Source organism: Peptidiphaga sp. (assembly GCF_057238965.1).
On sequence record NZ_DBHHEV010000043.1, the window covers coordinates 1 to 19,967 of the forward strand.

At 60.6% G+C, this 19,967-nt stretch carries 15 protein-coding genes and 1 tRNA gene; 8 read left to right on the forward strand and 8 right to left on the reverse strand.

Annotated features, from left to right (window positions below; translation table 11 throughout):
* Together ACO48X_RS06460 and ACO48X_RS06465 are read left to right on the forward strand one after the other, a co-directional pair.
* Positions 1-1,136, forward strand: a 1,136-nt coding sequence (locus tag ACO48X_RS06460) for an alpha/beta hydrolase (protein WP_485001286.1), incomplete at its 5' end; no start/stop codon positions are given.
* Between the two features lie 140 nt (positions 1,137-1,276).
* Positions 1,277-1,349 (forward strand) — tRNA-Thr (locus ACO48X_RS06465).
* Between the two features lie 381 nt (positions 1,350-1,730).
* Here ACO48X_RS06465 and ACO48X_RS06470 read toward each other — a convergent pair.
* The 5 genes from ACO48X_RS06470 to ACO48X_RS06490 all read right to left on the reverse strand — a co-directional run bounded on the left by ACO48X_RS06470 (position 1,731) and on the right by ACO48X_RS06490 (position 7,650).
* A complete protein-coding gene (locus ACO48X_RS06470; protein WP_485001287.1) occupies positions 1,731-3,017 on the reverse strand; it encodes a hypothetical protein in 1,287 nt (428 codons plus the stop codon).
* 290 nt (positions 3,018-3,307) lie between these two features.
* On the reverse strand, positions 3,308-3,568 hold the full coding sequence (locus ACO48X_RS06475) for a hypothetical protein (protein WP_485001288.1): 261 nt from the start codon (positions 3,566-3,568) through the stop codon (positions 3,308-3,310).
* A gap of 185 nt (positions 3,569-3,753) precedes the next feature.
* Entirely contained in the window at positions 3,754-4,011 is a 258-nt protein-coding gene (locus tag ACO48X_RS06480) for a hypothetical protein (protein ID WP_485001289.1), read from the reverse strand.
* 86 nt (positions 4,012-4,097) lie between these two features.
* Positions 4,098-6,401, reverse strand: coding sequence for an FtsK/SpoIIIE domain-containing protein (locus ACO48X_RS06485; RefSeq protein ID WP_485001290.1), 2,304 nt, complete (start codon positions 6,399-6,401; stop codon positions 4,098-4,100).
* Between the two features lie 28 nt (positions 6,402-6,429).
* A complete protein-coding gene (locus tag ACO48X_RS06490; protein ID WP_485001291.1) occupies positions 6,430-7,650 on the reverse strand; it encodes a hypothetical protein in 1,221 nt (406 codons plus the stop codon).
* A gap of 399 nt (positions 7,651-8,049) precedes the next feature.
* Here ACO48X_RS06490 and ACO48X_RS06495 point away from each other — a divergent pair, with 399 nt between their 5' ends.
* The 3 genes from ACO48X_RS06495 (at position 8,050) to ACO48X_RS06505 (ending at position 12,363) form a co-directional block, all read left to right on the forward strand.
* The gene (locus ACO48X_RS06495; RefSeq protein ID WP_485001292.1) at positions 8,050-8,691 is read left to right on the forward strand and encodes a response regulator transcription factor; all 642 of its coding nucleotides are present in this window, start codon (positions 8,050-8,052) and stop codon (positions 8,689-8,691) included.
* On the forward strand, positions 8,691-11,243 hold the full coding sequence (locus ACO48X_RS06500) for a sensor histidine kinase (protein WP_485001300.1): 2,553 nt from the start codon (positions 8,691-8,693) through the stop codon (positions 11,241-11,243). Before ACO48X_RS06495 ends, ACO48X_RS06500 begins: the two co-directional genes overlap by 1 nt.
* A 64-nt stretch (positions 11,244-11,307) precedes the next feature.
* Complete coding sequence (locus tag ACO48X_RS06505; protein ID WP_485001293.1) at positions 11,308-12,363, forward strand: ADP-ribosylglycohydrolase family protein; 1,056 nt, start codon at positions 11,308-11,310, stop codon at positions 12,361-12,363.
* A 3-nt stretch (positions 12,364-12,366) separates the two neighbouring features.
* On the opposite strand, the gene ACO48X_RS06510 is transcribed toward ACO48X_RS06505, so the two are convergent.
* Positions 12,367-12,564 carry a CsbD family protein gene (locus ACO48X_RS06510; RefSeq protein WP_485001294.1) on the reverse strand — a complete coding sequence of 66 codons (198 nt, stop codon included), beginning with the start codon at positions 12,562-12,564 and terminating at the stop codon, positions 12,367-12,369.
* 215 nt (positions 12,565-12,779) lie between these two features.
* Here ACO48X_RS06510 and ACO48X_RS06515 point away from each other — a divergent pair, with 215 nt between their 5' ends.
* Entirely contained in the window at positions 12,780-13,322 is a 543-nt protein-coding gene (locus tag ACO48X_RS06515; RefSeq protein WP_485001295.1) for a GNAT family N-acetyltransferase, read from the forward strand.
* 160 nt (positions 13,323-13,482) lie between these two features.
* Here the strand turns inward: ACO48X_RS06515 and ACO48X_RS06520 are convergent, their stop codons facing one another.
* Complete coding sequence (locus ACO48X_RS06520) at positions 13,483-15,711, reverse strand: hypothetical protein (protein WP_485001296.1); 2,229 nt, start codon at positions 15,709-15,711, stop codon at positions 13,483-13,485.
* Between the two features lie 424 nt (positions 15,712-16,135).
* Between ACO48X_RS06520 and ACO48X_RS06525 the strand changes: the two genes are divergently transcribed.
* The gene (locus ACO48X_RS06525; RefSeq protein ID WP_485001297.1) at positions 16,136-16,693 is read left to right on the forward strand and encodes a DUF1697 domain-containing protein; all 558 of its coding nucleotides are present in this window, start codon (positions 16,136-16,138) and stop codon (positions 16,691-16,693) included.
* Between the two features lie 96 nt (positions 16,694-16,789).
* Here the strand turns inward: ACO48X_RS06525 and ACO48X_RS06530 are convergent, their stop codons facing one another.
* Entirely contained in the window at positions 16,790-18,487 is a 1,698-nt protein-coding gene (locus tag ACO48X_RS06530; RefSeq protein ID WP_485001298.1) for a dihydroxyacetone kinase family protein, read from the reverse strand.
* Between the two features lie 482 nt (positions 18,488-18,969).
* On the opposite strand from ACO48X_RS06530, the gene ACO48X_RS06535 reads away from it, so the two are divergent.
* Positions 18,970-19,967: alcohol dehydrogenase catalytic domain-containing protein (locus ACO48X_RS06535; protein WP_485001299.1), on the forward strand; the 998-nt coding region annotated here is incomplete at its 3' end.

Consider the following 19,967-nt stretch of genomic DNA (forward strand, 5'->3'; position numbering starts at 1 on the left):
GGAAAGCTCAGGCTCGGCAGATAGCGAAAGGGTGCAAGGAGAAATCCGGCGAGTTGCTTGCGCACGTCGGCACGGAGCCGGCGGCGCGCGACATGGATGTTTTGCGCGGCCTGGTGGGCGACAAGAAGCTCAACTATTTCGGCTTCTCTTACGGCACGTCTTTGGGTGGGATGTACGCCGATCTCTTCCCGAAAAAGGTCGGGAGAATGGTGCTCGACGGCGCCGCCAACCCTCAGCAGAGCTTTTTGCCCTCCACGTACACACAGATGCTGGGTTTTGAGAAAACTTTCGAACGCTATGCTGAGCGCTGCGTGAAGGCGGGCAACTGCTCGCTGGGATCGTCGGTGGATGCGGCGAAGAAGAAGATGCGCGCCCTGCTGGATCAGGCTCACGCCACGCCGTTCAAGACATCAGACCCGAACAGACCCCTCAATCGGTCGATGCTTCGCATTGCCCTCACCGGCTTGATGTATAAAGATGAGTGGTGGCCGTTGATTACCGGGGGAGCACAAGGCTTGATCGAAGACAATGACGGCTCGACTTTCATGCTTCCCTTAGATACTTATATCGGTCGCGTTGGCGATAGTTTCGATGGCAATTCCATGGAAGCCTACTGGGCGATCAATTGCGCGGATTATGTGCAAAGCTCTGAGTCCGAGTACCAGAAGTACGCGAAAAAACTGAAGCGAGAAGCGGTCGTCTTTGGATCTTTTTCCGCAGAGGATGATCTAGCCATGCATGTGTGCGCCGAGCTTCCGTATCATCCGAAGGCCAATCCTGGCCCGTACAGGGCGAAGGGGTCTGCTCCGATCGTGGTGATCGGCACGAGGCACGATCCGGCGACGCCGTATTCGTGGGCACAGAATATGCACAAGACGCTTGAGAACTCGGTGCTGCTGACCTGGGAAGGCGACGGACACCTTGCTTACCGCAGGGCTGGTTCCTGCATTGACACGTCAGTCGACAAGTATTTGTTGACCGGCGAGGTTCCCAAGGACGGCCTTGTCTGCCCGGCGGAACAGAAGCAAGGGCAGAATGCGCAGCAGCAGGGCGATCGCAGCATGGACAGTGCGGTCAAGCTCGGCTCCCGAGCGGTTCTTCCGGGTTCGCGGGTCCCTTTGGGTTCGCGCAGATAGCGCTCTCGCCTGTCTGTTCGGCGCTTTGAGCTTGAGCCGCTTCGTTGGCATGGTTGGCTGCCCGAGGCTCGCCCGATCGTCAGTTTGCGACGTGGGCGAGCCTCGGGTAAGCTGTTCAACGCTGTTGGCAAAGGCGGCGTGCCACCTTAGCTCAGTCGGCAGAGCGATTCACTCGTAATGAATAGGTCGAGAGTTCGATTCTCTCAGGTGGCTCGAGGCGGCCCCCGCAGACGCGGGGGCCGCGCCCTTCCGCAGCGGCGCCGGCGCCCATGACCCGTCGACGTCGCCAATGTCGATGTTTAGTTCCTAGGTTCGACATCCAGGTTCTAAACGGGCGGACATCCAACGCCGAACAATTGCAACGGAGATCATCTTGAGCTTTCCTTGCCGCATAGGCCATAATTGAGACACGCCAGCCGGGTGTTGGCCGATTAGTCTGCTGTGAGTCGCTGCCCAAAAAGTGCGATTTGCACCACCCACGCGCAGCTTCAAACTTTTCTGTGTCCGACGTCGAAGTCGCGGAGTTGCCCTCTGCGCCGGTCTTGCTTGCCTTCCGAACTCGGAACCTCTGCAAAGAAACATAAACAAATGTGGTCAATTATCAAAAGATTTTGTTATTACCGAACTCTTCTTCCCGTTTTTTATCTGAAAGAAAGAAACGTTTATTTTATCCACTCTTCCGTCTTTGACTTGATTTAATTCAATCCTGAATCCTCGTTGGCCAGACATGTCAAGCATTGGTTTTTCAAACGTCTGATAAAATGCTCCTCTATTCAGTTTAGCTAGCTGAGGAATGAAGTTTAAATCTCTTTCAGCGCGCTCTAATTTGTCTAATGCAGCCTTTTCATCTTTAGAAAGGTTCCTACGTGCTTTAGCCCACGTCAGATTTGGATTCGCTTCTATCATTTCGCGCATTTTGTCGACGGCCACGGCAGCCTCCGCATGTTCACCAAGAAAGGCGGTGTTGACGTCGTACTTACAGTTAAGAATGCGTTGATGAACGGGCTCTAAGAGCTTGGAATTGACGATGTGTCCAGCGTCGAGCTTCTCTTTCTTTCCGAAACGGATTCTATCCATAAGCCCCTTATGGTCTTTTCGGTACTTACTGCGGTCTGTTGCGTCCATGGAGTTGAGACGGCGGTCCCCTCGCGTGTCGAATATGTTCGATTCGCCAAACCGGCCTTCGACGCCAATGAGAGTGCCGTTAGCATCGAATTGGTAAAAGACCCTGGCGTCACTGCCGTCGGGGGCTTCGTTGTAAAGCCAACGGCTTTCGACCCGACCGCCCTCGACCCATGGCTTGGGACTCCACGAAGGGTCGAAAAGGTTCTCCTCTTCTTCAGCGGCTTCCCCGAAGGCGCTTTCTTTTGAAGTGTCGGAGTCGTTTTCTTTGGAGGCCGACGTGTCGCCGTTTTCGCCTGGTGCGGGTGCCTCGCCGGTCTCAGTCGGCAAGGCACCCGCGCTGTCTTGCTCCGCGGGTGGCGCAGACACTTCGACGTCGTCGTTTTCGTCGAGCGCGGCAAAGTCCCCGTTGCCCGGTGCCTTGGCGTTCCTCCCATTCCCTCCTTTCGTGTTTCGGCTTTCCTGTCCTTCCGCGTTTCGGCTCTCTTGCCCTCCCGCGCCTCCGACGTTCAAGATGCGGCTCTCGATTTCTTGGCCGCCTTTGGAGTACTGATCTAAAGCAAAACGAATGTCATGCACGCACTCCAGGGCACTCTCTATTTCGTGTGTGCAGATGCCGCCGAGTTTCTTCAGCGCCGAAGACAGTTCTTCCAGTGGACATTCGAGTTCCCGAAGCCCCTCCTTGACCCCTGCCCTTCCGTCGAGGATCTCTCGGCACTCGGCCAGCGCGTTGAGGACGCTCTGAAGGCTCTCGGCCATGGCAATCACCTTTTCGCATCATGAGCGCTTCGCCTTGGACTCCAAGGTGCGAAGTATGCTTGTGACTCTGCTTTCGCATACGCTGAGGAGCGCCTGCGCTTGCGACAAGCTGCCCAGCATGGAATCCCCAATAGGGTGCCGTCCGACGCTTGCACTGCTCAATCTCTCGATTTCGCCGCAGGCTTCCTTTAGTTTTTGAATCCGCGACAAAGCGGCGTTGATGCTCGCCTTCGCCGATCGTAAGGCCGATTCGTCGATAGGGCCCTCAGTTTTAGGCATCGTTGAGCGGGCTATCTCGTGGCATCTTCTATGAAGTCGCCGACGGCCTCATTGAGCTGGCTGAGAATTGCGGCACATGCGCTGAGGGCGCTTTGGGCGTTGGCGACCTTGGCCGCCGCTTCCTCCCCGCTTTTCGAGGGAGCGCAAACGGCGGCGAGCTGCTGGTTTTGTTGGCCGAGCGACTCCGCCGTGGAGCCGACGCTCTGGGCGAGGGAAGCCGCATCGGATCCAATCTGCTGGGCTGCGTCTATGACTGCTTGGAGTTCGTCCATTGTGTTTCCTTTCTGCATCGATATGAGGTGATGCCGCTGATTTGGACGACGACGCCGGGAGGCGCCGCCGAGTTGGGCGACGCCGTTGTGAGGCGCCGCTGATTCGGGCCGTGAGGCAGGCACCGCCGAGTTGGGCGACGCTGCCAGCGAAAGGGGGATGCCGCCACAGCCGCGCCGAAGCGAGGCTATATCGAGGCGACGACTGCCAGACTTTCACTGGCGGCGACAAGCGCGGTTTCGGTTTGAGACAGCTGCTCCTCGGCTTGCGACAGCGCGGCTGACATTTTTCTGTCATGTCCGCGCGCGCCGCCTGTCAATGCAGCCTGAACCCTATTTATGTTCTCCGCATTGCTGGATTTAAAACTTGCGATTCGGCTGAGTTGGTCGTCAATCTGGCCTTGAATGGATCGGACCATGGAGATTACTTTGGCTAAAGTTCCCATAATGGGTTCCTTTCTATTTTATGAGTATGCTTGCTTTGAAAGACGTGTTTGAGATGTAAGGAGGCAAAATCATTTGATTGAAAACCCTATTCGAGCTTTCCATATGGAATGACAAGCCGAGGGCGGCTCATCGTGGCGGAGTCCCAGACCAGGATTCGGTTGTCCTTGGCAAGCCAGTGCAGCAGAGGCGCCTTGAAAACCTGGCGGGCTGAGTCGGGTTCCAGCTGCATGACGACTCTGATGTCGAAATCGTTGTCTCCGCCGTATCCGACGCAGTCTTTGAAGGAATCGAACTTGGTCCACCAAAGAAGGAAGTGGACTCCGCCCGTGGCGGCGGCCTTGAACGCCTTTTGCAACGCAGAGCTTTTGGTGCGCCAACGTTCCATGCCGAATCCGAGCACGTAGAGAGGCTGAGGCCTCACGGCGTCCTCCTGCTCGAGCTGGGCCGCCAAATCGGCGACGAACTCGTCGACGCCGTCCTTGGGCACAAGCGTGTAGCTCTTGCCGAGATCACGAAGGCGACGCTCGAAACAGCCTCGCTCTTCTACAGACTGCCACGTTCCGACGAGGTCCAATACGGCGAAATCCGCGCGCGGCGCCCCGTGCGCCAACGAAAGCGCTATGCTCAGCAGCTCCGCATGGCCCTTCCCTGTGCCGAAAAGGGCCAGATTGCGGCCGACGTCGTGAGCGAAGGAGACGCTCAGCGGCGCACTGTCGACCGTGACCGGCAGGCCCAACATGGCTTCTCCGGCTTGCGCGCCCTTGCAGAAGCGCTCGTCGTCGGACAACGACCGCACCCGCTCGCCTTCGAACACTTCCGGCGGCCGCGATGCGGCGGCTCTTTTCCACCAGATTTCGCGGAGGCCGCCCAGAACGGCCTCGTCGGCGTAGGCGATTCGCGTCTTGCGGTTGGCGGAGAGCTCGCCGTAATCGAGGTTGACAATCGCTTCGCGAGCCTTGAGGTGGCTTGCGGCGTCGTTCTTGAGACCGAGGGTCGCGAATGACTCCGTAAGCGAGTTCTTCAGAGCGATTCTCACGGGAACCTGCCCAAAGAGGCCTTCGCCCGTGGATCCTGCGAGAGACAGATTTCCGCCGATGGTCTGGGAGGAGAGGATGAAGTGGATTCCGCTTGCCCTGAAGAGCCTGGCGCCTTTGACGAGGAGGTCCGCGGCTTCGTCGGCGATGTCGTCCTTGTCGGCGAAAAGCATTTGGAATTCGTCGACGACGGCGACTATGCGAGGCATGACGGCTTCCGGATTCTTCAGCCGATACTGGCGGATGCTCTGCACCCCCGATTCCTTGAAGCGCGCCATCCGCTCTTTGTAGACGCGGAATAGGTGCTTGAGGACGTTGAGGCCGTACTCGCGGTCCGCATCGACGCCGAGAACTCGCGCGTGGGGGAGGAAGGTTCCGTTCTCCTGCGGCGCAAAGGTCTGAAGAGTCACTCCCTCCTTGAAGTCGAGCATGTAGAACTGGACCTCGTCGGGCGAGTAACGCTGACACAGGCTGTGCACGATCACCGATATGAGGTTGGACTTCCCTTGGCCCACGGCACCGGTGATCAACGCGTTGTGCCTTTGATTGAGCTCGTCGCCGAGGGTCACTTCGATCGTCGTCACTCCGTAGGTCCCGACGGCGAAGGAAATGCCGTCGCGGCTAGATGCATGCCAGACGCGGTTGAGGTCTTCGACGTCGCCGAAGGCGACCGGCTCGATCGACGATCGGGAGAGTTCCAGGGCGGCGGTGCGGGAAAGTGCGACAAGATCCTCGGCGTTCCGAACGTCAAATGTTCCCAAAAGGTCGCCTTGGGCGTCCCTGACGGTCGTGTCTTCCAGGTAGCAGTGCTGGCAAAGTTCAAGGATGTACTCGTTGACGCCCAGAGACATGGAGTGAACAAGGAAGGTAACTCCGGCTGCGGGGCCGGCCTTCATCATGATTTTGAGTTTGTTCTTGATCTTGTCGTCAAGCAGGTCGTAATCGGTGGACAAAACGACGAGCTTGAATCCCTCGACCTGCGAATTGGTTGCTCGGCGAAACTCCAGAAGGCTGTCGGCACGGCCCTGAACGACGTTGAGGACGGCCTGAATATGCTCGTTGAGATGCTGAATCGTCGCTTCAAGCTCCTTCTCGTCATTGACTTGCAGAAGGATCTTCTGGCCGCCGTTGTTGAGTTCCTGGAATGGAGCGGCTATGCCTCGGAGCGCATCGTCAAAGACGATGATCTCCAGTTGCCCGCTCACGGTGCCCTCGAGGGCGCTCGCTATCAAGGACTGGGTAAAAGCGACCGAGGCTTGTCCGATGAGGGAGTTCTCGACCCACACATTGCCTTTCCCAATGAAGTCGAGGTTTGTGTGGGCAAGGCGAATCTGATCTGCAGTTTTCTGTTCCATGAGATATCCAATACTTACTTGATAATTTTTAAGATATTTCAATGTGATCTATTTTATTTTCAAGATCTTTAATTGATTTGTCAATGGCAGCGATTTCTTGCTGCGCTTCCGCATACCTTCGTTTGCCCTCTTTGAACGCAGACATTTTTGTAGCAAAATATGTCGTCCATATCACCGAAGGCACCAACACAATTGGAGAAACAATGTTTGGGCGAACGAAAAAGACTATTATAGCGAGGACAATCACGCTTAAGGAAAGCAAAGGAAACTCGGGGTAGCTTGAACGTTGAGGGTTGACGACCTTGCTCAAGCCCTTTCGTCTGATTTGCAGCTGTTCGATTTCGATTCTAAAATCGATAATTCTTATTTGTGTGTCGATATAGTCCAGCAGGGGCATAATCTTAGGCTCAGGAATCTTGTAAGCAATTATTTTTTCTCGAAGGTGACAGAAGTTTTTTCGAGAAGATCTATCTTCTCTATTGTTGCCTAGTCTATGCAAAAGCTCCTTGCAAAGGATTATCATTTTAAAGTATTTGTATATATTAACTTCGGGGTTCGCTTGCAATCCGAGAAGACATGATTCGAGCGCTTCCTCGTTCTTGCCCATGAACCTGAGACATAGGGCCATGCTGTAACGCACGTACGGAAGCATGGGCTGGGGAGCTATGGAGGCCGCGCGTTTAAGACTAGAGAGGGCTCTCTCGAAATCGCTCAGGCGTAAATAGGTTTCCCCTCGTACATAATGAACGTCATAGCTGTCCTCGCCAAGCTCGTTAAATACATAAGCGGTGTCTGCGTAATCTTTAGCTCGCTTAGGATCCCCTTCAGCCAGTTCGACGAGAGTCGAGATGACGAATACGGCTGCATTCTTGCCGTCTGCCTGCCGCGCCAGCCGCGCTGCCACGCCGGCGGCGCCGTAGTCTTCGCCGAAATAATAGGACCATGCGCGGCCGAGCCAATCGATCTCCTCCGGTTCGGCCTCCGGCGCTGCGAGCAACGACAGTTCGTAGGCCTCACGAGTTTCGTCGTTCTCGAATACGGCCTTGGCGTCGGCGATCATCTCCAGTTTCTCCCGGGCCTCTTCGCCACGCCGTCCGGCCAAGGAAGCCCGCTCGCGCCACTGCATGCGAATCATCTCAAGCTGTTTCTTGACCGTCTCAATTGAGTCTTCCCGATTGAGACGGAATTCCTCGTAATAGTTGGGAACTGAGGTCCGCTGGGCGCTCTTGTTCTCCGCATGTGCCGTCATTCGTGTTCTCCTTGTTCGGTTTAGTGCTAGGCTCGGCGAACTCGGTTGTACGTTCTGGCCCGGCCATCCTCTCTTGGGGCTGGCAAGACGAGCCTAGGGCCGACCCGGGCCGCCGCACAGGACGAAAAATCAGACTGAGTTCTTAGACTGTTCAGCTTGGACATCCCGTAGTAAAACTGGATTGTTCGCTTTGAAAAGGCGCAAGGTGCTTTACTTTGGGTAGCTTTTCTGGCTTGTTTGTTGCAAAATAAGTGACGGGCACACAGCGCCTGGCGTGAGGCAAAAAGGGCTGCACGTTCTGGCGCTGTCTGCCCGCGAACGTTTCATATGGGTTGCCTTATTGATTCTCATCGGCGGAGCCTACGCATTGAGGCGACCCTGAATGCGGGAGGCGCAATAATGGATAACGAACGGTCCGTGATCGTCGTCGACGATCACGAGATAATCGGAAAGGGATGCCAGGTGGCCTTTCAGGAAGCCGGTGTTCCCTGGAACGTGCGATACTGCGACGGCCTGCGAGACGTTGTCAAGGGGGTCGGCAAGACAGTGATCGTCTTAGATCTCCGCCTCAAAGACGGCTCGACTCCCTCGCAGAACATCAAGGTGCTCGCCAGGCGAAACGTCCCAGTGGTCGTCTACACCTCGGCGGAGAATCCCGTGCTGGTGCGTGAAGCCATACGGGCTGGCGCTTTGGCCGTCATTCGGAAGTCCGGGTCCCCCAAGGAGCTTGTCGACGCCGTTGCAGCAGCCTTCGAAGGGGTGCCCACCGCCACACTCGACTGGGCGGCCGCCGTCGACGCCGACGACGATTTTGTAGTGCAGCATCTGACGCCGACGGAGGCGAGAGTTTTGGCGTGCTACGCGAATGGCGCGAAATCCGAAAGGGTGGGGCGAATGCTGGGTTTGTCGGCTAACACCGTCAACACCTACGTGGCGCGCATACGCGATAAGTATCGAGCGGCCGGGCGCCCCGCAGACAACCGTGTCGACCTCTTCCGGCGCGCCGCTGAAGACGGCCTTGTCAGCTACTGGGAGCAGTGATGTCGCCGCGCCGTCTCGCCTTTGCCGGGTTTGTGAGGGCTCCGCGACGCCCCGGGGCCTTGCGTCGACTGTTCGCCTCTCGCCCTCTGCTCGCTTCGACGCCCGGCACATTCTCGCTTCTTCTGTGCCGCTATGTCACCTTGTTCGTAGGGCTGTCGACGTTTGTCTATCTGTCCGTCAATCCTTTTGTCGCAATGAAATTAATGACTGAAGACCTTGCTGCGCCTTTCTGGTGGGTGACCTTTCCGGTTGTGGTCGCCACGATGTTTGCCGGTGTTGCGGCTTTGGCGGCCATGGTTGAAGAAAAGCGCCAAGAGCGGCGTGCTTCCGACTACTGGTGCGTCCAAGGGAGCCATGTGAAATGGGATAGGATCTGGCGGGCGACTCTTATGATTGCGATGATCGAGTATGCAGCAGTCATGTTGACAATTTGTGTTTATTCGGTATATTTCGGCGAAACGACGTCGAGCTACGTAAAGTTCATTGAGTTGAATTCGTCTTACCATTTCATATTAGGAATAGCTACGCCTTGTGTTCTTTCCCGTCCTTTCTGCTTTGCTTATGCGGCGGTTCTTTCACCCACGATGGTTTTGACTCTTCCCGGGTATGAAAGTTCGTCGGTTCAAGCTTTCTTCGAAGGGACGTCCGTCAATATTTCGTTCACGGCGGCATCTCAGGCGATGGTTTGCTGGCTCTTAGGGCAAGGGAGGGAGCTTGACCGCGCGACGGCAGAGAGTCGGCGGCAATATGTAAACGCGGCTGCATCTCAGGCTCGAATGCGCGCTCGCCTCAAAAGCAACAGCTTTGTTCACGACAATATCCTCTCTCTTCTGGCTCCCGTTGCGAATGGGATCGGTCAATCAAAACAGCTGCGTGCCGAGGCGCGCGCGGCCCTGGAGGGGCTTTGCTCCGCTTTGACCGACGACGGCTGCCCGAGGTCGGCCTCCGCGCTTTTCGCCAGGCTGCAACGGTGGATTGATTCTGCGCGGGCGCCCATTGAGCTTAGGATTTTCGTCCACGAGGATGTTTCTCTTCCTCCCGAAGTCTCTCAGGCGATCTATGACGCAGCCCTCGAGGCGATTAAGAACTCATTGCTGCATGCCGCGAACGGCGAGACAGAGGGCGCAGTGAGTCGAGTGGTTGAACTGACCGCCGTCAATAGGTCAATCTATGTTTCTGTGGCTGACGACGGGCGAGGCTTCGATCCAGGTGCGTTGCCGGAGGGGAGATTCGGAGTCGCCAATTCGATCGTCGCGCGAATGCAAGAGGTTCATGGCCGCGCCCGGATTGCCTCGTCGCCCGGGGAAGGCTCGCTTGTGTCGATTTCCTGGAACCCGCATGAAACGAAACATGAAACTGTGAATAGCGCGGTAAATCGTCGATACTCAAGGCGGGCCGCGGCGCGTGAGGAATACCAAGCCATTGCGGTGGGGTCTTTGGCTTCGGCCCCTGAAACGGGGGCAGCCAGGATAAACGGCGCAATAATACTTGTGGCCCACCTCTATATCGCTATATCGCGGGTGAAATCGGGCTCCTATTCGCATGACGCGCCCGTGATGGTTGCGTACTGTACGATCGCGGTCGCGTTCTTTCTGGTTCTGCGCTCGTGGAAGGATTCATGGATTCCCACGTGGTCTGCGATTTCGGTTGTCGTTTTGTCGGGGATGAGCAACTTTATGGCGCTAATGTGCATAACTGGCACCGGTTGGCCTGGAATTGCTTCGTGGTCCATTGGAATAAGCAATGTAACGTGTTTAGGTTTGATGCTGCGTTATAGACTTACCCTTGCTTGGGTCGGCGTCTTTTCAGTTTTCCTGTCAACAGCCGTCTGGTCGCTACTTGATGATCGCCCTTTAATCGTCTTGTTGCTGCTAGTCTTGCCTCCTGTTGCCGAGGCAGCGATCTGGTACATTATGTTTCGAAGGTCCATGACGACAAGCACGATGCTTGTGCGCACCCAGGAAGCCACCACGGAGTTTCTTTCTCGACGTTCCGCTGACGAAGAGGCGAATCGCGCCATAGACCAGGTGATGACGTCGGTGAGCGAACGTGCTCGGCCGATCTTGACGGAGCTGGCCAACGGCGCCCCCATAACTCCTGCGTTGCGGCTGCGGGCGCGTCTGCTCGAAGCCGAACTGAGGGACGAGATTCGCGCGCGATTCTTCACCGGGACGGACGTCGTCGAAGCGGCGAGGGCCGCTCGGATTCGCGGCACAGAGGTCATTCTTCTTGACGACGGCAAAGCGGACGACGAGGCGCAGGCGACCCGGGCAGAGGCCGTCTCGACGAGTGCGCCCGAAAGGGCCTCGCACAGCGCTCCTATGGGCAAGACGACTCCTATCGGCAAGACGTCAAGCGTGCGTGAGAACATCATTGAGAACGTGACGCAGATTCTCGAGCGAGACAGGAGCGAGCGGCTCGTCGTTCGCGTGCTTCCCCCGGGTCGGTCGATGTCGGTGTCGATCGTTGGCGACGACGGAAGCAGCTTTCTCGACGCCGAGGGCAACTTGCTTGGCGCAGAGAGCAACGTCATCTTGGAATCCAAGCAATGAAAGGCTGCCGCCGCTTGGCTGCCTAAAACTGGGACCGCAAATGGAACGCGTATACGATTGGCTTATGTGCGATGAGCAGTCCGCGGTTGAGGGCGGCGGCGCGCGTGAGAAAAGCTCGCGCGGGCATCGTTTACAAGAGCAAGAGCCGCGCGTGAACGGGAGGGACAACGCGCCGCGGAACCGCGCGCCGGGAGGCGGCCTGCGAGACCGGGCCCGCGGCATGTTCGTCGGCCTCGCCGTCGGCGACGCGATCGGAATGCCCGCAGAATTCAAGGAACCCGGCGAGTTTGAGCCGGTTGGAGGTCTGCGCGCCGGCGGTCCGTTCGACCTTCCGGCGGGGCATTGGACCGACGACACGTCCATGGCCCTTTGCCTTGCGGACAGCCTTTTGGCTTGCGGCGGTTACGACTCCTACGACGTTATGGACCGCTACCGCCGATGGCGGCGGGAGGGGTACCGAAGCTCGACCGGCGTCTGCTTCGACATCGGCAACCAGGTGGCCGCTGCGATATCCGAATTTGAGAGCAACCCTTGGGTCCCAAGGGGCAAGCCGCGGGTTCTGTCGGCGGGCAACGGATCGATCAGGCGCCTGGCCCCGGCGATCGTCGCCGCCTTCGGGACGCGCAGGCCGAAAAGCGTCGTCGAAGCGGCCGGGATCTCAGCGCGGGAAACCCACTATTCCGTCGAAGCCGAGGCGGGCACGGAGCTATTCGCCGCGATGCTCGTGCGCGCAATGGAAGGGGCGGACAAGCTGGAAATATGCAGCCCGCGCTCATTGAGCACGGGAAAGCAATTCGATGCGATCCTCGACCGCGTCGTCGGCGTCGAAAAACTCGAAAACACCGGTTACATCGTCCACAGCCTGCAGGTCGCAGCATGGGCCTTCGCCAGTCACGAGAGCTTTCGCGACGGCATGCTCGCTGTGGTGAACCTGGGCGGAGACTCGGACACGAACGGCGCGATATACGGCCAACTTGCCGGCGCCTACTACGGATGCGAGGCGATCCCGCGCACATGGCGAGACGGGGTCTTCATGGCAAGCGAAATCGCAGCCTTGGCCGACGATCTGCTCGCCATGAAGACCTGCCCCGTCTTGCGGACGCGATTCGAAGAAGACTGACGGTCAGTCCTTCTTGAAAGCGCCCTTGATCTTCTCTCCTACGGCCTTGACCTCGGACTTGACGTCCTCGGCGAACTCCTTCACTTTGCCTTCGGCATGCTGAGCTTTGCCTTCGGCTTCCGTGCCCTTGTCGCCGGTGGCTTTTCCGGCGAATTCCTTCGCCTTTCCGGCAACCTTGTCGAACGTTGAATCGTCTGCCATGGCCTTCCTCCTTTTGGCGGAGCGTTAAATGGACGTCGCTATCGTCTCATCATTTGAAAAGAAAATCTACCTTCCCGCCGTCGCAAGGAAGAAGCGTCCCGCACTTGAACGACAGCCGTCCCGCACTTAAACGACAGGCGTCCCGCACTTAAACGACAGGCGTCCCGCCTTTGAAACGCGCAGGCGCATCCGCCCTCGAAGCGTAGAATTCTCCCATGAGCATGCCGCCTGCGAGCATTGAGCTGACGCCCTGCACCGCGAACGACGTCGACAAGCTGAGCGCCGTCAGCGCGGCGGCCTTCGCCGAGACGTTCGCCGAATACTACAGCGCCGAGGACTTCGATGCGTTTCTTCGCAAAGCGTACGCGCCGGGGACTCTCGCCGAAGAAATCGCCAACCCCGGTTCAGCCTTCTATTTCGCACGGGTCGACGGCGAAATCGCCGGATACGCGAAAATCAACGTCGGCGAGGCGCAAAGCGAAGACGCCATGCCCGACGCTTTGGAAATCGAGCGGGTCTACGTTCTGAAAAGGTTCAAGGGGCGCGGCCTGGGCCGGCTCATGCTGGAGAAAGCCTTCGAGGAGGCCCGGGCGCGAGGAGCCGAGTCCGTGTGGCTCGGCGTCTGGGAGCACAACGACGCCGCCTTGGGATTCTACGAACATCTCGGATTCGAGGTGTTCGGGTCCCACGCATTCCACATCGGCAAGACGCGGGACACGGACCTGCTCATGAGGCGCAAGGTCGGTCCGCGAGATTGAGCGGGCGGGATGTGAGCCTGCCGGACCGCTCCGAGCAGGGCCGGCTGAACCGAACGTGCAGAGTGGGCTGAACCGAACGAGCAGGGCCGACTGACTGAAGGAGAAGGGCCGGCCGGCCGACCGCGCAGGGTCAGCCGACCGGCTCCGCGTCGTCGGCCGATCAGTTCGGCGTGTATCGGTAGATTGACGGCCCCTTCGCGTAGTAGAGGTTCCCGTCCGTTCCGCGCACGAGCCCGCTGACCCCTCGGGCGACGGGCGCGGAGGCTTTGAACGTCTGCGCGGAGACGGGGAAAAGCGCCGTTCCCGGCTGGAAAACGCCGTAAAGCATCCCGGATTTGTAGACTAGCTGGCTGCGGTTGACCTCTTCGCCGCCCGAGACCTTGACGCGCTTGACGACGTCGAGGGTATTCGGATTGAGCTCGAAGACGTACCCGCCGGTCGTGCCGTACAGCTTGCCGTCGTCGCCGAAAGTCAATGCCGTGACGGCGTACTGTTGGAAACCGGGAACGGGAGTCTTCACAGCCGTGACCGTCTGCTTTGCCACGTCGAAGACAAAAACCTTGCCCTCGGACTTGGCGGAGTGCTCGAATGCGGAGCCGCTGCCCCCGCGCGCCGTGGTTCCCACGTAGAGTTTCCCGTTGCGGTACGCCATGGAAATCGGCGAAAGGCCGTCGAGCGAGCCTCTGAGCGCAGGATCGGCCACGGGCAGATCCTTGAGGAGGTAGACGCGGTTGGGCTCCATCTGGTTCTTGGCGACGTCGTAGAAGCCGAGCGCTCCGCCGAGCTTCCCATATCCCGGCACCGTTCCCACGGCAACACGCCCATTCTCGACGCTCGTCATGGCAAAGGGGCGGTCTTGATTCTTTCCCTTGGCAACCTCGATCGGCTTGCGCGTTTCGCCGGTCTTCAGATTCCGCGATTCGAGCATTCCACCCGTGTACAGGCCGGAAACCAGCCAGTCGCCGCTTTGGGCGAAGGATTCGACCTGCTTGAGAGACTGGGGGAGCAGGCTGTAGGAGCGCGACGCCGGGTCTATCCGCGCGATCTTCCGGGTGTGCATGAACCAGCCCGCGTAAAGCTTGCCGTCGCTGGGGGCGATCATCGACTGAATGCTGCGGGGAGCGATATTTAGCTTTGCCTTGAATGTGGCGCCGGTTTTTGCCTTGGCGTCGTAAACCGTGATCCCGTCGCGATTGATATTGGTTGAGACGAAGACGTCGTGGGTGACCCAGGCGGACCTGCTGAGGTTGTCCGCGAACTCGTCATTCGTGAAAACCGGGCGCTCAGAGCCGTCGTCCGGGTTGTGCTCCATCAGATTCCGTTCGGATGCGCCCGTTCGCGGATTTTTCGCCGTCGCGAAGTAGTAGACCTTTTTCGCCTCGCCCGGCCTCGCGACGACGCGCTTGGTGAAGCTCCGCGCCTTGCCCAGCAGGGCTCCGGTGTTCGGGTCCAGCGCGCAGGCGCCGTCGCAGATGAGACTGCCGTCGGCGTTCCGCATATCCGACATGGTGACGTACAGGCGGCCGCCTTTGGCCTCGAGGCTTGCGACGGAGCCGGAGCCTTTGCGCAGCGCGGCCGGGACGTTCAGGCGCTGCGCCCGCGGATTCGCCGTCGGGATCCTGTAGATCGACGGCTTTGTCATGCCCGTCCCGGCGTAGACGACGCCGTTTTCGTAGGCTACCGAGCGGATGTCGCGTTCTCCCTCCTGGATCTGGCTGTTCGTAAGGTCGCCCCACCGGCCGTTTTTGGCGTCGTAGGTGAGGACCCTGCCGCCGTATCCGTCGCTGGAACTGGCGATGTACAGCCTGTCGTGTTCGTCCGCGACGATGTCCCAATAGAAGCTGCCTCGCTTGGAGATCTCTTCGTAGTTCTTGTTCGACGAGCCGTCGTCTCCCAGCCGTTTCACCGCGTAGGTGTCAGGATCGATGTCGTAGAGCCTGCCGTTGCTGCACGCCGCCACGACATGCCTGTTGCTGAGCGTGGCGTAGCCCCATGGGTAGAGCTCGGCGCCGTCCTTGTCCAGGACGGTCTTCTTGACGTCGATCTTCCTCTTGTTCTTGAGGTCGATGACGTTGAGCGAGCCCCCGTAGCCCCCGGAGACGACGAAGGCCAGCGGCCTGCCGCCCTTGTCTGTCGTGGTCCCGTAGCTGGGAATGTTCGGTTCGTCCGGGATCGGCGTGGACACAAGCTCCTCGCGTCCCGCTTGCGTCGCAGCCGGTCGAGGAAGGCCGGCCGGCGCCAAGGCGCCGGGCGACATCGATTTTCCGGACGCCGCCGGTCGGGCGGCGATCGACGAGGAGGCTTGGCCGGCCTTGGACGCCGGCGTCTCGACGGCCATCGACGTCGAAATCGTCGATGCGGACAGTGCAAGTGCCAGTCCGACTCCCAACGTCGTCCTGCGCAGACTCGGACGCCGGATCGAATGTGAAATCGAGCCTTGGTCCGAACGTGAAATCGGGCATGGGTTCGAGCTTCGATTCGCCCGTGGGCCGGAGCTTCGATTTGGGCGCCGGCCGTGCGTGGAGCGGATCGCGCGGCTGTTTTTCATTGTTTCTCCTTTTGGACGTTCCGGTTCGTCCGTTCGCCGAAATTGTGGGCGCCGCCTGCCGCGACGAACCGACAATTAGTTGACAGCGATATTTTTGATTGTTCAATTACTTCTGGTTGAGATCATTTCACACCGGGCGGCCAATGGGAAGCGATTTTGAAAAATGGCCCGAAGTTGGAATTGTTCAGTTCAGCAAATGCACCCGTGTGGGTTAGGCTCTTTCTCAAAAGGCAGGCTCTCGAACGAGGAAATGCGAGGATCGGATATGCGCGGCGAATCCGAAGGCGAGTGCGTCTTCTTCCTCAGGGGCGTCAACTTGGGCGCTCGCAACAAGGTTTCCATGCCGCTGCTGCGCGAGCTCGTCGCGTCGAAATTCTGCTTGGAACGGGTGCGCACGCACCTTCAGAGCGGGAACCTGCTGTGCGCCCCGCCGGCGGGGCCGCAGGATTTCGCCGACGGCCTGACGAAGCTTATCCGCGAATGGTTCGGCGTGGACAGCCCCGTCGTCTATCGCACGGCCGCGGATCTGCGGAGGGCCGTCGAGGCCGACCCCCTCGCCGACGTCGTTGGAGACGAGACGTTTTCCCACGTCATGTTCTTTGACCGCGACGTCGATTCCTTCGGCGGCCGGCGTTTCCGCGACGCCCTCAAGGACGGCGAAGACCTGGCCTGGACGCCGCGCGAACTCTACCTGTGGTACGGCACTCCGCGAGGGCTCCACGGCTCGCGCATCACCCAGGCTTATGCCGAGCGCCATCTGGGCGTCACCGTCACGGCGCGGAACATGCGCACGCTGCGAAAGTTAGCGACGATGCTGGGCTGAAGCTTCTGCGAGCCCCGCCCCGGCGTAGGCGCACGCGGACCCCGTTGTCCGCGCGCGGCCGCACCTTGGGGCGGGGCTCGCACTCGGCGGTCGAGATCAGATCTGCTCGACCACGACCTTCACCGCACGCACCAGCGAGACGGCCCCCGGGTCCGGGGTTCCCAGCGACTTCTCTCCGAGAGGCCGGGCTCTGCCGAGCTTGGCGACGAGCTGGGCTGTGGACTCGGCTCCCGCCTGGCCCGCGGCCACGGCGGCCTCGCCCTTGGCCTTGAGGCCGCCGTCGGTCGAGACAAAGGCGTCGACCAGCGGAACGAGCGCATCGACCATCGTCTTGTCGCCCACCTGGGCGCCGCCGAGCCTCTGCACGGCCGAACGCCCGGCGATGACGGCGTCCGTGATTGAGTCGAGCGAGGGGGCCTCTTCGTTTCCTAGCGCAGCGCCGATCGCGGTCAGAAGGGAGCCCCACAGGGCGCCCGAGGTGCCGCCCGCGCGATCGGACCAAGCGTCGCCCGCGGCGCTCAGCGTGGTCGCCACGCCCGCGCCCTGATCCGCGATGGCGCGCGCCGCCTGGGCGGCGGCCTTCGATCCGTTCGCCATTCCGATGCCGTGGTCGCCGTCGCCGGCAATCGAATCGAGCTTGCCGAACTCGTCCTTCGACTCCTCGAGCATCTCCGAGACCTTTTCGAGGAGCCCGACGACGACCCCCGCAGCCTCCTGCGAACTCTCCGAGCCCTTCTCGGTCACGACCACGGTGGCCGCCGCAGAGTTGAGCTCGGCGTCGTCGCGCTCGACCTCGCCGACGGAGCCCTTCCTGTAGGCGGGGGTGTCGCAAGGCGCGTCCCAGTAGGAAAGAAGCTCGTCGTCGACCCACACGAGGGTGAGCGATATGCCCGCCATGTCCAGCGAGGTGACGAATTCTCCCGATTCGACGTCTGCGATCTCCACGCCGGCGGCCTTCAGGCGGTCGACGACGGACCCGACGACGACGAACAGCTCCTCGTACTTCGTGTCGCCCAGTCCGTTGACGATGGCAATGACGCGATTTCCCGCCGATTCGGGGCGGTCCTCGAGCAGGCCGTCCACGAGGGTGGCCGCGACGTCGTCGGCGGAGCCCAAATCGTCCTCGGAGACCCCGGGCTCGCCGTGAATGCCGAGGCCGATTCCCATCTTCCCTGCGGGAACCGAGAAAAGCGGGCCGTCGGCACCGGGGAGCGTGCAGCCGGAGAAGGCGACTCCGAAGGAGCGCGTGGCCGCGTTCGCCTTGGCGAAAATGCGCTTGACCTCCTCGAAGTCCTTGCCGGCCTCGGCGGCCGCCCCCGCGATCTTGAAGATGGGGAAGTCCCCCGCAATGCCGCGGCGCTTGTCGAGTTCGTCCTTGGCGCCGGAGGCGATGTCGTCGGTGACCACCAGGGTGTCGGCGGGGATTCCCTCAGAGCGCAGACGCTCGATGGCTTGGCCGAAATGCAGGACGTCGCCCGCGTAGTTCCCGAATCCCATGAGCACTCCGGCGCCGCGGTCTGCCGCCTTGAGAACCGAGTACGCCTGGGCGCCCGAAGGGGAGGAGAAGATGTTCCCGCACACGGCGCCGTCGGCGATCCCGGCGCCTACCCAGCCGGCGAACGCCGGGTAGTGACCCGATCCGCCGCCGTAGACCACGGCCACCTTCCCTTGCGGAGTCGCGGTGGAGCGGACGACGCCGCCGTAGACCGGCTTGACGTAGCGCTTGTTGGCCAGGACGAACCCTCGCAGCGCCTCGGCGGGAAAATCCGCAGGTGCATTTACTAGTCGCGTCATTGCGTGCCTTTCCTAGTCGCCGCCCGTCGTCGGGCGGCTGCGTGATGTACGTTGATCTTATATCCCAGTGACCGGGTACACAATTTTGCAGGAAACATCGCGTTGCCTGCGGGCCGTGACGAGAATTCGGGCTTCTTACTGGCGCGTTGTTACATTCTTTGCGCGTCGTTGCACTGTCGCTTTAAGGCGCCGCGGCCAAACGGCGGAGGCGGGTGATCGGCTCGCAGGCGGGGGATGCAAGGCAGAGATCGCCAAAATCATCGAAGAATCCGGGCGATCGGCTCGCGGGCGGGGGAGGCCCGCCGAGTCGGCGACGAAGCGGCCCCCTCGGGCCGGCTCCGCGGGCGGGATCTGCGGGGTCGACGGACGGGACCTGCGACGGACCACGCGGGGCCGACGGACGGGACCTGCGGCCGGCCTGAAAGGGGGCCGATCGGCCTTCCGAGCGCGGAAGGGGGCGCTCGAACGCGTAGGCTAGGCGCATGAGCATGAACGCCGCCGTTCTGCACGGCATCGACGACCTGTCCCTCACGCGCGTCCCCGTTCCGGAGCCCGGGCCCGGCGAAGTCCTCCTCAAAGTCGAGGCGAACACGATCTGCGGCACCGACCTGCGCATTGTTTCCGGCGCCAAAACCGCGGGAGTCCGCCCCGGAGTGATCCTAGGCCACGAGTTCGCGGGGAGGGTCGCAGCCGTCGGCGAAGGCGTCGAAGGAGTCGACGTCGGCGTGCAGGCGACGTGCTCGATCGTCCTCTCGTGCGGCCGCTGCCTCCAGTGCCTGGCCGGCCGCGAGCACCTGTGCGAGAACTTGCGGCTCTTCGGATACGAGATCGACGGCGGGCTCGCCGAGTACTTGCTCGTGCCGCGCGAGGCGATGGAGCGCGGCAATCTTGTGCTCGCGCCGCGCGAACTCGAAGCGACCACGCTTGCACTGGCCGAGCCCGTCAGCTGCTGCCTGAACGGGGCGCGGCAGTTCCGTGTGCGCCCGGGCGAGACCGTCGTCGTCCTTGGAACCGGGCCGATCGGACTGCTTCACGTCGCGCTCGCCAAGCTCGCGGGGGCCGTGCGGATTGTGGCCGTCGGGCGCCCCGGACGCCTCAATCCCGCGCTCGCCCTCGGCGCGACGCACGCCCTGGCCTCGCAGGGCGAGGAGCTCACCCGCGAGATTCTCGACGTGACCGGCGGCGGGGCCGACGTCGCGATCGTGGCCGTCGGCGACCCCGCGCTGGCCAACCAGGCGCTCGAAGTGGCGGCCATCGGCGGACGGGTCAACTATTTCGCCGGTTTCCCCAAGGGATCCACGGCGGTGATGGAGCCGAATATCGTCCATTACCGCGAGTTGCAGGTCACGGGCGGCTCGAACGCGCGCAGGGCCGACGTCCGCCGGGCCGTGGAGCTGCTTTCCAGCGGAGCCCTCGACGTCGGAAGCCTCGTGACCCACCGGTTCCCGCTGACCCAGATCGACGCGGCGATCGCCGCGGT

Bases quoted from the DNA above. Each gene is read 5' to 3' on its own strand.
- ACO48X_RS06470 (WP_485001287.1), bottom strand. From the start codon at position 3,017: ATGGCCGAGAGCCTTCAGAGCGTCCTCAACGCGCTGGCCGAGTGCCGA.
- ACO48X_RS06475 (WP_485001288.1), bottom strand. From the start codon at position 3,568: ATGGACGAACTCCAAGCAGTCATAGACGCAGCCCAGCAGATTGGATCC.
- ACO48X_RS06480 (WP_485001289.1), bottom strand. From the start codon at position 4,011: ATGGGAACTTTAGCCAAAGTAATCTCCATGGTCCGATCCATTCAAGGC.
- ACO48X_RS06485 (WP_485001290.1), bottom strand. From the start codon at position 6,401: ATGGAACAGAAAACTGCAGATCAGATTCGCCTTGCCCACACAAACCTC.
- ACO48X_RS06490 (WP_485001291.1), bottom strand. From the start codon at position 7,650: ATGACGGCACATGCGGAGAACAAGAGCGCCCAGCGGACCTCAGTTCCC.
- ACO48X_RS06495 (WP_485001292.1), top strand. From the start codon at position 8,050: ATGGATAACGAACGGTCCGTGATCGTCGTCGACGATCACGAGATAATC.
- ACO48X_RS06500 (WP_485001300.1), top strand. From the start codon at position 8,691: ATGTCGCCGCGCCGTCTCGCCTTTGCCGGGTTTGTGAGGGCTCCGCGA.
- ACO48X_RS06505 (WP_485001293.1), top strand. From the start codon at position 11,308: ATGTGCGATGAGCAGTCCGCGGTTGAGGGCGGCGGCGCGCGTGAGAAA.
- ACO48X_RS06510 (WP_485001294.1), bottom strand. From the start codon at position 12,564: ATGGCAGACGATTCAACGTTCGACAAGGTTGCCGGAAAGGCGAAGGAA.
- ACO48X_RS06515 (WP_485001295.1), top strand. From the start codon at position 12,780: ATGAGCATGCCGCCTGCGAGCATTGAGCTGACGCCCTGCACCGCGAAC.
- ACO48X_RS06525 (WP_485001297.1), top strand. From the start codon at position 16,136: ATGCGCGGCGAATCCGAAGGCGAGTGCGTCTTCTTCCTCAGGGGCGTC.
- ACO48X_RS06530 (WP_485001298.1), bottom strand. From the start codon at position 18,487: ATGACGCGACTAGTAAATGCACCTGCGGATTTTCCCGCCGAGGCGCTG.